The organism is Thermosinus carboxydivorans Nor1 (assembly GCF_000169155.1).
Lineage (GTDB): Bacteria > Bacillota > Negativicutes > Sporomusales > Thermosinaceae > Thermosinus > Thermosinus carboxydivorans.
Window position 1 is genome coordinate 223,594 of record NZ_AAWL01000003.1, and the last position, 13,370, is coordinate 236,963.

General features: G+C 49.5%; 14 protein-coding genes. 10 read left to right on the forward strand and 4 right to left on the reverse strand.

Annotation, left to right across the window (positions count from 1 at the left end; all coding sequences use genetic code 11):
• The first annotated feature begins 12 nt into the window (after window positions 1-12).
• From TCARDRAFT_RS03960 to queF, 8 genes are all read left to right on the forward strand, one after another.
• Window positions 13-894, forward strand: a complete 882-nt coding sequence (locus TCARDRAFT_RS03960) for an acetaldehyde dehydrogenase (acetylating) (protein ID WP_007288712.1) — start codon at window positions 13-15, stop codon at window positions 892-894.
• Entirely contained in the window at window positions 895-1,908 is a 1,014-nt protein-coding gene (gene dmpG, locus TCARDRAFT_RS03965) for a 4-hydroxy-2-oxovalerate aldolase (RefSeq protein ID WP_007288713.1), read from the forward strand. It abuts the gene before it with no gap.
• An 11-nt stretch (window positions 1,909-1,919) separates the two neighbouring features.
• A complete protein-coding gene (locus TCARDRAFT_RS03970) occupies window positions 1,920-3,023 on the forward strand; it encodes a M24 family metallopeptidase (RefSeq protein ID WP_007288714.1) in 1,104 nt (367 codons plus the stop codon).
• Window positions 3,024-3,055: 32 nt separating this feature from the next.
• Entirely contained in the window at window positions 3,056-4,291 is a 1,236-nt protein-coding gene (locus tag TCARDRAFT_RS03975; protein WP_198003888.1) for a benzoate/H(+) symporter BenE family transporter, read from the forward strand.
• 221 nt (window positions 4,292-4,512) lie between these two features.
• Window positions 4,513-5,079 (forward strand): beta-class carbonic anhydrase, encoded by a 567-nt coding sequence (locus tag TCARDRAFT_RS03980; protein ID WP_007288716.1) that lies wholly within the window; start codon window positions 4,513-4,515, stop codon window positions 5,077-5,079.
• Window positions 5,080-5,408: 329 nt separating this feature from the next.
• Window positions 5,409-5,978 (forward strand): beta-class carbonic anhydrase, encoded by a 570-nt coding sequence (locus TCARDRAFT_RS03985; RefSeq protein WP_007288717.1) that lies wholly within the window; start codon window positions 5,409-5,411, stop codon window positions 5,976-5,978.
• Between the two features lie 150 nt (window positions 5,979-6,128).
• The gene (locus TCARDRAFT_RS03990) at window positions 6,129-6,542 is read left to right on the forward strand and encodes a VOC family protein (RefSeq protein WP_007288718.1); all 414 of its coding nucleotides are present in this window, start codon (window positions 6,129-6,131) and stop codon (window positions 6,540-6,542) included.
• A gap of 441 nt (window positions 6,543-6,983) precedes the next feature.
• Entirely contained in the window at window positions 6,984-7,481 is a 498-nt protein-coding gene (gene queF, locus TCARDRAFT_RS03995; RefSeq protein WP_007288719.1) for a preQ(1) synthase, read from the forward strand.
• Window positions 7,482-7,543: 62 nt separating this feature from the next.
• Here the strand turns inward: queF and TCARDRAFT_RS04000 are convergent, their stop codons facing one another.
• The 4 genes from TCARDRAFT_RS04000 to TCARDRAFT_RS04015 are packed head-to-tail and all read right to left on the reverse strand — an operon-like array spanning window position 7,544 to window position 11,086.
• Window positions 7,544-7,963 carry a putative ABC transporter permease gene (locus TCARDRAFT_RS04000; protein ID WP_232199086.1) on the reverse strand — a complete coding sequence of 140 codons (420 nt, stop codon included), beginning with the start codon at window positions 7,961-7,963 and terminating at the stop codon, window positions 7,544-7,546.
• 37 nt (window positions 7,964-8,000) lie between these two features.
• Window positions 8,001-8,975 (reverse strand): acyl-CoA dehydratase activase, encoded by a 975-nt coding sequence (locus tag TCARDRAFT_RS04005; RefSeq protein ID WP_007288721.1) that lies wholly within the window; start codon window positions 8,973-8,975, stop codon window positions 8,001-8,003.
• Between the two features lie 9 nt (window positions 8,976-8,984).
• The gene (locus tag TCARDRAFT_RS04010; RefSeq protein WP_007288722.1) at window positions 8,985-10,091 is read right to left on the reverse strand and encodes a 2-hydroxyacyl-CoA dehydratase; all 1,107 of its coding nucleotides are present in this window, start codon (window positions 10,089-10,091) and stop codon (window positions 8,985-8,987) included.
• Window positions 10,092-10,096: 5 nt separating this feature from the next.
• Window positions 10,097-11,086 carry an acyl-CoA dehydratase activase-related protein gene (locus tag TCARDRAFT_RS04015; protein WP_007288723.1) on the reverse strand — a complete coding sequence of 330 codons (990 nt, stop codon included), beginning with the start codon at window positions 11,084-11,086 and terminating at the stop codon, window positions 10,097-10,099.
• A 374-nt stretch (window positions 11,087-11,460) separates the two neighbouring features.
• Here TCARDRAFT_RS04015 and TCARDRAFT_RS04020 point away from each other — a divergent pair, with 374 nt between their 5' ends.
• Both TCARDRAFT_RS04020 and TCARDRAFT_RS04025 read left to right on the forward strand, forming a co-directional pair.
• Window positions 11,461-12,489, forward strand: coding sequence for an aldo/keto reductase (locus TCARDRAFT_RS04020; protein ID WP_007288724.1), 1,029 nt, complete (start codon window positions 11,461-11,463; stop codon window positions 12,487-12,489).
• 178 nt (window positions 12,490-12,667) lie between these two features.
• The coding region (locus tag TCARDRAFT_RS04025) for a PHP domain-containing protein (RefSeq protein ID WP_040683014.1) at window positions 12,668-13,370 on the forward strand (703 nt) is incomplete at its 3' end.

Consider the following 13,370-nt stretch of genomic DNA (forward strand, 5'->3'; position numbering starts at 1 on the left):
GAGGACCAAAAGATGCAGAAAAAACTGAGAGCAGCGGTGCTGGGGCCGGGAAATATCGGCATTGATTTAATGTTAAAACTTTTAAGGAGTCCTTATCATGAAGTGGCGTTGGTATCAGGAATTGATCCGCAGTCAGAAGGGTTGAAAATCGCCGCTTCCAAAGGGATTCCTACTTCCCTGGAGGGGATTGACGGCGTATTGGCGATAAAGGATCAGCTGGACATCGTTTTTGATGCTACTGGAGCTAAGCCACACCTCAAGCATGCGCCGCTTTTAAAGGAGGCCGGTCTGTTCACGGTAGACCTTACCCCGGCGGCGGTGGGGCCTTATGTCGTTCCGGCCGTAAACTTGGATCAGCACCTAAACAGTGCCATAAATGTCAACTTAATAACCTGCGGCGGACAGGCGACGATCCCGATCGTGTACGGTATCAGCCGGGTGACCGAGGTAGAATATGCGGAAATAGTGGCGACTATCAGTAGTCGAAGTGCTGGACCTGGCACGCGGAAAAATATTGACGAATTTACGCAAACGACCCGGCGGGGCCTAATCTCCGTCGGTGGTGCCAAAGACGCTAAGGCGATAATTATTCTGAACCCGGCAGAACCGCCGATCTTGATGCGCAATACCATCTATGCCAAGTGTGATACACGACGGATTGACGATATTGTGAAAAGTGTAAATGAAATTGTTGCGAAAGTTCAACGTTATGTACCAGGATATCGGCTCAAAGTTCCCCCTTATGCCGATGGCGAACGGGTGGTAGCAATGATTGAAGTTACAGGGGCTGGTGATTATTTGCCAACTTATTCTGGCAATCTTGATATTATTACTGCAGCTGCCGTCGCAGTTGGGGAGCGTTATGCTCAGTTTAAGCAAAAGGCGGTGTTTTAGGTGAAGCGGATTAGAATAATTGACACTACATTACGGGATGGGATGCATGCTGTTAGCCACCAATTAACGCCGGAGCAGATGGCCTTGATTGCTTCGCGTTTGGATGAAGCCGGCGTGGGGACAATTGAATTTGGCCATGGCGATGGTATTGGTGGATCCTCAATGCAATATGGTTTTGCCAAGGCGGCAGATCGGGAATATTTTAAGGCTGTATCGCAAGCGGTAAAGCAAGCGCGGCTTGATGTATTGCTAATTCCGGGAATCGGTACGATTGAAGATTTGAAGGTTGCAATGGAATATGGGGTGAAGACTGTTCGGGTCGCAACTCATGTAACAGAAGCTGATGTTGGCGAGCAGCACATTGCTTTTGCCAAAAAGAATGGGCTTGAAGCTATCGGTTTTTTAATGATGTCGCATATGGCGTCTCCGGAAAAAGTGGCTGAACAGGCTAAACTATTTGAAAGCTATGGGGCAGATGTTGTTTATATAGCCGATTCTGCTGGAGCAATGGTGCCGGAAGATGTCAAGGCTCGAATTACTGCCGTAAAATCTGCTGTATCGCTTCCCGTAGGTTTTCACGCTCATAATAACCTGGGTCTTGCGATTGGGAATAATCTTGCAGCGATTGAGGCTGGGGCAACGATACTGGACGGCACGGTTCGCGGTTTAGGCGCTGGCGCGGGGAATGCCCAATTGGAGGTTTTGGTAGCTGTTCTCAATCGCATGGGATATGAAACCGGAATAGATCTTTATAAGGTAATGGACCTAAGCGAGGACGTTTTAGCGCCGCTAATGCAACGGCCGCAGATTATAAATAGGGAAGCGTTGGCTATAGGCTATGCAGGAGCATACAGCAGCTTCCTATTGCATGCATACCGTGCAGCGGAGAAATTTGGAGTCGATGCTAGGGATATTTTGATTGAATTGGGACGACTTAAGACCGTTGGTGGTCAGGAAGATCTGATAATTGATGTGGCCATAGAGTTGGCAAATAAGAAAGCGCGGACTGTCTAGGGTGATTTGCGATGCCGCCGGAATACGTGCATAGATTTGAAAAAACCCAAAAAATGATGGCCGACTGTAATATTGACATCTTATTTGTCAATAACCGGGAAAACCTTATTTATTACACCGGGCTTACCCAAATTGAATGTCTGGCAGTCATAATACCGCAACAAGGCGAGCCGTGTGCAGTTACGCTTTGGCTTGACGCGGAATACGTGAGGCAAGAAACGGGGCTGAAAACATATGGCTATCATTTCCCGCGGCAAAACCTTGCGGAAAAATGCGTGGAAGTTATCAAGGCCGTAACTCCTAGGCCGGCAAGGATAGGTTTTGAACGGTATTTTGTGCCGTTTGCGGTTTACGATGGTTTGCGGAAAGCGTTTTCAGAAAATAGCTTCGTGGATGCAAGTGAGCTTTTCTACAGGATTAGGGCTGTAAAGGAAGCGTCAGAGGTAGCGAAAATCCGAAAAGCAAGCAGTTTTGTATGTGCCGGGATGGAAGCTGCCGTGAGGTCGATAAGACCAGGGATACGGGAAGTGGAAGTCCTGGCCGAGGCTGAATACGCTATGTTAAAGGCCGGTTCCGGCGGTTCGCCTTTTCGCCCGCAAGTAGTTTCCGGAGAACGGGCGTTGTTGACCCATCCGTGCGCGAGCAATAAAGTTATTAACGAAGGTGAAATTGTTGTCGTCCACTTAGGGGCAACATATGAAGGGTACTGTGCTAAAATGTGCCGGACCGTAGCGGTTGGTAGTGTTGCTACTGGTTATAGGGATGTATATCAATTGCTACTAAAAGCCCAAGATGCTGCAATAAATGCCCTTAAACCAGGGGTTACTGCTGCCGAGGTTGATGCTGTTGCTCGGGCGGTTATCGAAGAGGCAGGTTTTGGAAATTATTATTTGGATATTATTGGATATGGTGTTGGCTTAAGGCAGTCTGAATTTTATCCCATTATTGGGAAAGGTAGAGCTGACCTGCTTGAAGCGGGAATGGTAGTGGATGTATTGTTGCCAACAATATACAAAAAAGGCATTGGTGGCCCAAGAGTTACGGACTGCATTTTTATCGGTGCGAAAAACAATGAGATTTTAACACAATACCCAAGGGACTTAATTCAAACTTAATAACTCGTTGCAGGGAGGGATTTAGCATGATAATGGAAAAAGGCTACAGCTTAAGAGAAAGCTTGCAAATATTATGGGCGAATATTAGTGCAGCTGGTGTGGGAACGGGTCTGGTAGCTACTTTATTCAGCACTCTTGGGCCCGGTGTAATCGTGATGAATGCCGCCAAACAGGGCGGACTGACAGATGCCCAGGCGGTTTCGTGGTTGTTTGGTATTTATGTTTTCGGCGGTCTTTCAACGATGTTTATGTCTTTGCGGTATCGTATTCCAGTCGTTATTGCTTATAGTATACCTGGTGCAGTGCTTTTAGGCAAAGTATTGCCACAATTTACGCTTAATGAAGCTGTCGGAGCTTATATGCTCGTTGGCTTGGCAACATTTACTCTTACTGCCACAGGAGCCATTAAAAAGGTTGTTGACCATATACCGGTTCCGATAATGCTTGGCATGGTCGGTGGCGTGCTGTTAAGTTTCGGTGTTAGCATGTTTTCCGCGGCAATTAAAACCCCTTCGATTTATGGCGTCATGCTGGTAGTCTTTTTTATCACTATGACGTTCCGGCGTTTTTCGCAGAAAATACCGCCCATTATGATCGCCATGATTGCCGGCGCCATTTTGTTGACTTCTTTCGGCCTGGTTAAGCCGGTATCATTAAATTTGCAATTGGCTAAACCTGTCTTTGTTATTCCTGACATTAGCCTTAAAGCCATATTGAACATTAGTGTTCCCTTATTTTTCCTGGTTATTGGCGTGCAGAACATTCAAGCGGTTGGCGTGCTTATGGCAGAAGGCTATAAACCGCCGATCAATGCCATGTATTTGGTTCCCAGTATCGGTGCTTTTATCAATGGTTTGGTTGGTGCTCATCCGGCTGTTACTGCCGGGCCAAGTACAGCAATTTGTTCCAGCTCGGCCGCTGGGGAAAGAAAAGATATGCGGTTTATTGCGGCATTTTTTGAGGGGGTATTCTGGTTTTTATTTGCGCTTTCCGCAAAAGTGGCTATAGACGCGGTCAAACTTGTTCCGTCTGAATTTACCGCCGTATTGGCAGGACTTGCAATGTTTGACGTGTTTGGCAGCGCCTTTAAAGGCGCCTTCTCCGGTCAGTTCCGGTCGGGTGCGGTTGTAGCCTTTTTCGTCGCTATTACCAATTTGTCGATCTTGAATATTGGTGCTCCTTTCTGGGCTATTATTTTTGGGGTTTTAACTTCGCTATTATTAGAAAAAAATGATTTTAAATTCGCTAATGGTAATAATGGAAAGTAGTTTAGCAAACGTTAAAGATTAATCATTTATTGTTGCCATAAATACTGCCAGTCATAGAGCATATATGATATTATATTAACAATAAAGAGCGGGAAGGTGGTGGCCTCCTGCTCTTTATTAAATAACATCATTGGCGTTGACCTGACAAACGTCCTGTTCTTGAATGCTTCGCGCGTTTAAACCATAATATGTAATAAAACAATTACCGTAGGAGGCGAATTATGACGCTTTTGGAACAAATATTGGCGGTAAACCAATCTTTTGTTCAAAATGTATCAGAAGAATTTAAACAAACCGCGCCCAAGGTCAGTAAGTTTCCACAAAAAAAATTAGCCATATTTACCTGCATGGATACGCGGCTTGTTGATTTTTTAGAACCGGCGCTAGGCATCAAAAGGCAGGAAGCGGTAGTTATCAAAAACGCCGGCAATTCTATTACCGGCAGCTTTGAAGCTACAATCAGAAGCCTTGTAATCGCCATCTTTGAGCTTGATATTAAGGAGATTATGGTAATAGGCCATGAAGATTGTGGGGTTGCTCATTCTACTTCGCAGGCAATTATTGATAAAATGCTGCGAAGAGGCATATCACATGACGCGATTAAAATGATAAAAGAGGAATTTGAATTATGGCTGGATAATTTCCACCGCCCCCATGAGAACGTAAAACAAGTAGTTGAAAAAATCAAAAACAACCCGTTGATTCCAGCTGATATTCCTGTTCATGGCCTGATTTTTGAACCGAATACCGGCGAATTATCCGTTCTAGTTAATGGCTATGAAAGATAAATGTCATGTCGACCATACTCTTTGATGCTGAGCCCTTTAGCTAACTTTGGACCGGCTGTAAGGCAAATAATTTATGACGACGCTTTTGAACCGCAGAGGACGCGGAGGATGCGAGATTCATCGCGCCAGAGATAATTATCTCTCCGTGGACTTTGTGGTTTTTTTTAATATTGAACATATTTAACATATTTTTAGATGCCGGTTTTCCTCAAGGATAAAAGTATTTTTCCAACTTTTGGTGAATATATTTTGAAGAGAATAAACTTAAAAGTTAGAACATTGGGCAAAACTTATATCCATGACAAAACCAGCATAGCGGGAGGCGAATTATGACGCTTTTGGAACAAATATTGGCGGTAAACCAATCTTTTGTTCAAAACGTATCGGAAGAATTTAAACAAACAGCGCCCAAGGTTGGCAAGTTTCCAAAAAAGAAATTGGCCATATTTACCTGCATGGATACGCGGCTTGTTGATTTTTTAGAACCGGCGCTTGGCATCAAAAGGGAGGAAGCGGTAGTTATCAAAAACGCCGGCAATTCTATTACCGGCAGCTTTGAAGCTACAATCAGAAGCCTTGTAATCGCCATCTTTGAGCTTGATGTTAAGGAGATTATGGTAATAGGCCATGAAGATTGCGGTGTTGCTCATTCTACTTCGCAGGCAATTATCGAAAAAATGTTGCGCAGGGGCATATCACATGACGCAATTAAGATGGTGAAGGAGGATTTCGAGCTATGGCTGGATAATTTCCACCGCCCCCATGATAACGTACGGCAGGTCGTGGAAAAAATTAAAAATAACCCGTTGATACCTCCTGATATCCCGGTGCATGGGCTGATTTTTGAGCCGCATACCGGGGAATTAGCGGTACTGGTCAATGGTTATGAGCAATGTTAATAACCCGGGGAGCCGTTCTGTCGCGCTAAGCGGCAGATTTTTTCTTATAATAGCTTCCGCTCAAGCAGGAATTAATGGTTTTGCATATAAATACATAAATAATGAATAATTTATCAGAACGATAGCTTAGCCGAAACGGGAGGAGATAAAATGAAGATCAAACGGGTGGATGTTACGATAAGTACAAACAAAATGCAAGAATCAAAGGAGTTTTACCAAAAATATTTTAATTTCAAGCTGGTTTACGAATCGTCCTGGTACATTGAGCTTGTATCGCCGCAGATGCCAACCACGGGGATCAGTTTTACCCTGCCGCAGCGGGAAGCCGGCGAGTTTTTTGGCGGCAAGGGGATTATAATTTCGTATGAAGTAGACGATGTTGACGCCGAATATTGCCGGCTAAAAGCTGCCGGTCTGGATATCAAGCAGGAAGTACAGGATAAGCCGTGGGGCGAGCGCAGTTTCGTCGTCGACGACCCGAACGGGGTGCATCTTTATATTTATCAGACGATTGAGCCGACGCCGGAATATAAGGCGCTTTACGATTCTTTTAAGACAGAATAATCGTGCCCGGCCGAATCGCTGCGGCTTAGTTCAATACCGACAGCACTTTTAGGACAATAACCGGTAGGCAAAGCATCAGGATAAACAAGTAAAAAAATAGCCTGAGCCACCAGCCAAAGTCGCGGACCATTGTATCACCTCGCCTGAATGAAGCTGCTTACTACCTACCATTGTACGCCTAATTTCCCATATAGCTATGTTTTGTATTTATTTTATTCTAATAAATTCAGCCTTCGATTGCCACTAATTATACCCTGTGCTATAATAGGTATGACAAATAGATAAGACAGTTCGCAACCCCATCCTGTCTATAAACAAAACTAGGGACTGGCTGCAATGTTTTAACGCAGCATGTTTATGGGCGCAGGCCCTTTTTTTGTTGCCCTAATATCCGCAAAGAGAGGTTATAATAATGGAAAAACCGGTCAAGGAGGTATTTTTGTGGCGGGAAGAAGTGAACATGAATTAAGCGGCGTGACGCTGCTTGGCAGTCAGGAGACGGTTTATAAATACCAATATGACCCGTCCATTCTTGAAGCGTTCGTAAATAAGCATCCCGAAAATGATTATTTTGTTAAGTTCAATTGTCCGGAATTTACCAGCATCTGTCCCAAGACAGGCCAACCCGATTTCGCTACTATTTACATCTCCTATGTGCCGGACAAACTGCTGGTGGAAAGCAAATCGTTAAAGCTCTACCTGATGAGCTTTCGCAATCACGGTGATTTCCACGAAGATTGCGTCAACATTATTATGAAAGACTTAATCCGCCTGCTTGATCCGAAGTACATCGAGGTGTGGGGCAAGTTCACGCCGCGCGGCGGCATCTCCATTGACCCCTACTGCAACTATGGCAAGCCGGGCACCAAATGGGAGCAGGTGGCGGAAAAACGGCTGTTTTACCATGATATGTATCCGGAAAAGGTAGACAACCGATAATATGACGAGAGCTTACAGGCCCCGGGCGGCGCAGTCGCCCGGGGCCTGTGGCGTATACACGCTCATAATATTTTCATACTTCGCAGTCGGTCGTGGATTTTCTCAAATAATAGGCCGACGGCAAACCAGACGGGGGCGTAGTCCAGGCGGATGAGGCCGTCAAGGTGCCAGCGGGCATGGTAGTAGTTCCAGGGGCTGACGCCGGTCAGGAGGCGGAGCAGCCAGCCGCTAGCGTATTCCACGGCGAAGAATAGTACCATCCATACCAGGCCGCGCAAAGTAATTGGCCAGGCGCGGATGCGGTCATGGACTGGTTCAAACAGCACCGCCAGCCCATAGATGGGGAACATCCACAGATAGGTTTTGGCCGTTAGGCGGACATCGCCGGACAAGAGCGAACCCAGTCCGGTCCATAAAACTTCCAGGCACCACCCCAGGGCGCCGTACACAAAAAACCTGTACATGGCCCTAGTGTGCGCCAAAGCCAGCCTCGCTATGTTATAGCGCTATCTGGCAATTTTAAGCAACAATCACGCTGCTTGACCACTTGCCGCACTTGTCGCCCCAAATGGCGATTGTTTCACTGTCCATCATTACTTTCACGACTTCACACATATTAGCGCAGCCGTTGCAGATAAAGCTGGTTGGGACAAACTCCACTTTCAGGGCGGCAGCGCCCCGGTAGGCCGTGGACCGGCCGGTGGCGGCAATATGCTCGCGGGCCAGGATGGCGGCGCCGATGGCGCCCATTACGTTGTAATATTTAGGGATAATGATGGGGTGCCCCATTTCCTGTTCAAAGGCGGCAACAATACCCTTGTTGGCGGCCACGCCGCCTTGAAAGACGTAAGGCGGCTCTAGGTCGCGACCGCGTCCCAGATTGTTGATGTAATTGCGGACCAGCGCCTCACACAGGCCGCGGATAATCTCCGGCTTGGAAAAACCGTACTGCTGTTTGGCGATCATATCCGATTCGGCGAAAACGGTGCAACGGCCGGCGATGCGCACGCTTTTGGTTGCCCTTAGCGCCAAATCGCCGAACTCGCTGATGGGGATCTTCAGTCGCTCAGCCTGGTGGTCGAGGAAGGAACCGGTACCGGCGGCGCAGATGGTGTTCATGGCAAAATCAACGACCATCTGGTTACGGATAATGATAATTTTCGAGTCTTGTCCGCCAATTTCAAAAATGGTGCGCACATCAGGATGGTAGGTTACGGTGGCCGTCGCATGGGCGGTAATTTCGTTTTTGACGATGTCGGCGCCCAGCAGCAGGCCGGCCAGCTGACGGCCGCTGCCGGTAGTGCCGACGCCGCAGATGCGAAAGTCGCCGGCTGATTTCATCATTAGCGCCAACGCTTCTTTGAGCGACAGCAGCGGTTGTCCTTCGGTACGTGTATAAGACGAGTATACTACTTCATTGTCGGCATCTATCAGTACCACATTAATGCTGACAGAGCCGACGTCAACGCCGAGAAATACCTCTTTGCTCATCATATCTCCCCCCTAGGATGGTTGTGCGCTGCCGGCACGCAGTTTTTTGGTATTACGGACCAGGTCGATAAAGGCTTCAATGCGCGTATGGTTATTAGCCAGGCCGCGCTGTTCATCCAGGGCGATGGACAGGATGGGGATGCCCAGGTCTTTGGAAATGCGGGGGATGATGCTCTGCGTGACCAATTCCGGCAGGCAGGCGAAGGGCATGAGATGAATAATACCATCGGCGCCGTGTTCCCGAAAAGTAATCATGTGGGCGATATTTTCCTTGTCGTGGCCGCCAAGACCAATTTTGAGGTATGGTGTGGCCCGGTCGAGAATGGAGCGGATGTAAGAAGTCTTCCATGGGATAAAATGCAGCTTATGGTCCAGCCAGTGAGATATATACTGTGAGTTAAGCACTTCCACGCCCAGTGTGGCGAGAAATTCTTCGAGTTCCATATTGGCATGGCCTTCCATGGCGACATAGATTTCACCGACGATGCCGATGCGTACCGTCCGGGCGGGGTCGACGGCCACGCGGGGCACGGCAGCGATCCATTCGCCGGCGGCCCGTTCCAGCTCGGCCACTTCCCGGCGGGATGAGCAGTGGTAAAACTTTTCCTGAATCTCGTTCCATAAGCGGGCAAAGGCACCGCGGTGCTGCTCATAGGGGCGCAACAGACGGATGCGGGCCTGCAGCCGGTCCAGGGCGGCAATTATGGCATAGCAGAGACGAATGGCCTTGATTAGGTACGTCCAGGAGTAGGCACCCTTTAGTTCGCTGAGCTGGGCGAGAAAGGCCCGGGGATGGAGTTTGAAAGAGTCAAAAACATAGAAGGGGACGTCCCAGCCTAAACTTTTGAGGATGCGCCGGTGAACTTCGGCGTAGAAACCGGCGCGGCAGGAACCGTCGCCGCCGGTGGTTACCACACCCTCGGCGCCCCGTTCCATCGCCTCAATATAAGTGCCCATGACGCATTTGAAGGGGAAACAGAGAAACTCAGGGCTGTACTTTGTCCCCAAGTCAAAGGTGCGCTGAGTGGGTTTTAGCGGCATGACGACTTCGTGGCCAAACATTTCCAGCAGCTTTTTATAGACTAGGATTGGCCCCATGTAGGGGAAGGTCAGCTTCATGGCGGCTACCTCGCTTGACGGATAAGCATTTTTTTGCGGCGGAGCATATCTACGAAAGCCTCAATTCGCGTGTTCAAGTGGGCCTCACCGCTATGCTCGTCAACCCGGATGGTCATGAAGGCTTTTTCTTTCTCCAGCGCGATGAAGTCCAGCATTTTCCCGAGCATCGAATCAGGCCCGCAGCCGAAGGCAGTGATGTGGATGACGCCGTCAATGCGCGGGTCACCAAAAAAGTCATAACCTGTGCCTAACAATTTGTTGGTGAACGTCCACGGCATGGTCTTGCGTAATGGGCGCAGGTTTTCGGTAATGGTATAATCGTCCAGCATTTCAAAGGTAATGACATTGGCGCCGGCGGCGCGCAGTTTGCCGATGATATCCATGCCGATGAATTTGTCGTAAATATTGTACACATAGCCTAAGAGCCCGATGGTGAGTGGGCGGGAATCCGGCGGGGACATGCCTTTCGGTCCGCTCTCCAGGCAGGTCATGGCTTCTTCGATAGTGCAGCCCTGCCGATGGTAGCGGCGAAAGACCGTCCATTTGCTTATCGCCGCAGCCAGCGCTTTTTTTACCGCGCCGGCGCTCACACCAAGGGGACGGGCGATAGCGGCATAGTCGCCAAAGTCTTCGATCGTCTCCCGGCGGCAGCAAATATCGGGGGCGATCATGCGCTCCGCTAGTTCTGGCAGGATATGCCGCATCATGTCAGGCAGTCCCAGGAATTTGGGACAGAAGAACTTTTGTTTTTCCACCGAAACCATGCGGGGGATGTATATGTAATCCACACCGGTATTTAGCAGGTTCGCGACATGGCCGCAGAAGATTTTCAGCGGCAGGCAGATTTCCGCCACTGAGTACTTTACGCCGAGGTCGACGATTTCTTTGGTTGTAGGCCCCGATAATACCGCTTCGCAGCCTAGATTTGTGAACAGGTTTTGCCATAGGGGATTGTAATAGTAATAAAGGAGGGCGCGCGGTAGTCCGATTTTCATGGCATACCTCAGTTAGCATCGCCGGTCTTGTTCCTCTGCTGGCCGGCGTGCCGGATAAAACGCAGGATTGGAAAGTCGTTCTGTTAAAACTTATTTTGTTCGCCGAGTAATTCATTCCTCCTTTCTGTTTGTGTTTTTTGACATTTCTGACGCAAATCCTGCCGAGAGTTATGCAAGGCCTTTGTAAAGAATGCCGATAAGTTGTCGCTGTCGTACCATGACCACAAGGTGGCAGGGACAATTCGTTTCATAAATAGAAAGGTTACGATAATGGAAAGGTTACGCTGCAGGATAGGCAAGCCTGTCCGGCGAACAATTGCAAAAAGATTTCTGCTGGTAGCAGTTACGGCGAAAAGTTAAAGGAGGACAGACGCATGGAATATCGCATTTTGGGCAAAACAGGGTTGAAAGTGTCGGAAGTCGGGTTTGGCGGCATTCCTATTCTCCGGCTGAGCACCGATGAAGCGGTGCGGGTGCTGCGGCATGCTTATGACCTGGGTGTTAATTTTTATGACACGGCCAACATGTATAAAGACAGTGAAGAAAAAATGGGCAAGGCGTTTCGGGGCTTGCGCGACAAGGTCATCTTTGCCACCAAGACCCAAAAGCGTGATGCCGCTGGCGCCGCCGAGCAGCTTGACAACAGCCTGCGCATGCTCCAGACCGACTATATCGACCTCTATCAGCTCCATCAGGTGTCGCAGGAAAAGGATTGGCAGGCCATCACTGCTCCCGGTGGCGCGTTGGAAACCTTCATCAGGGCGAAGGAACAGGGGAAAGTGCGCCATATCGGTGTTACTTCGCACAACTTGGCGATGGCTATTAAGTTGGTTAAGACCGGTTTGTTTGAAACCGTCCAGTTTCCGTTTAATTTTATTGAAACGGCCGCGGCGGAAGAACTGTTCCCGGTAGCCCGCCAGCTCAATCTCGGCATTCTGGCCATGAAACCCTTTGCCGGCGGCGTGATCGACAACGCGCGCATCGCCTTTAAGTATTTGCGTCAGTTCCCTGATGTTGTGCCACTCCCCGGGTTTGAGACCGTCGAAGGGGTGGATGAGATTTTGGCCTTTTATGAAACGCCTAATCAGGTAGATGCCGAAGACCTCGCCCTGATGGAACGCTATCGCGCCGAACTGGGACGGCAGTTCTGCCGGCGCTGCGAGTACTGCCAGCCTTGCCCGCACGGCGTCATGATCACGCTGGCTATGGGCTATCGTGTGACCGCGCGCCGCATGTCCTCGACGGTGGCGGTAGCCAATCTGGGTAAGGCGATGGAGACGGTGCCGCAGTGCGTCGAGTGCGGCGTGTGTATGACGCGCTGTCCTTATGATCTGCCCATTCCCGAAATCTTGAAAAAGCACTACGCGATGTTTAAGCAGCACCGGGCTGAGCTTAACAAGTGAATGCGGTGCCTGAAGAGGCAGGTATGTTTATGCCCCGGCTTTTAGCATGTGCAATTGAGTGGTGATTGGAGGAAGCCCCCCGCAAGCAGGTGCGTGCGGGGGGCTGTGGTCGTGTATGATACACTGAAACAGGCGCGTATGTTAAGAAGACTGGCAATTTTCGTGCGAGGGACAAAAAATGAGAACAGATCTCCATATTCACACCACTTTTTCGGACGGGTCATGGACGCCGGAGCAGGTTGTGGCCAAGGTGGCCGCTATCGGCATTGGCTTTTTTGCCGTTACTGACCATGACACCGTGGACGGCTTGGCGGCCGCCCGGGCCGCGGCTGCGGCGGCGGGCATCGCCTTTCTTCCCGGGGTCGAAGTGTCGGCGACGGTGAACGGCAAGTCAGTCCACATTCTCGGCTATGGCATTGACCCTGAGCACCAGGGGCTTCGGCGGTTGTTGGCTAATAACACCGCGCTTTTGGAAGAGGCCGACCATGACAGCATCCGCAAACTGATTGCCGGTGGTCTGGCGATTGACTATGACGAATACTGTGCTTACCGTCACGATCCGGCCCGCGGCGGCTGGAAGTCGCTCAGCTTCCTTATTGACAAAGGCTTCTGCCGGGATGTGAGTGATTTTTTTGCCAATCTGTTTACCGAAAAACGGGGGATTCGCTTTCCTGAGTTTCCGCCGCCGGCCGAGGTCATTGCCGTCATCAAAGCTGCAGGCGGTATACCGGTCCTGGCCCATCCGGGCAGCGATTTTCACGGGACCTCCCTGGAGGAAACGCTCGATGCCTTCGGCCGGGAGGCCATTGAAGGCGTTGAATGCTTCCATTCCAGCCATGACGCCGCTACCACCCGCCGGGCGTGCTGTGCGCGCCCGCGAT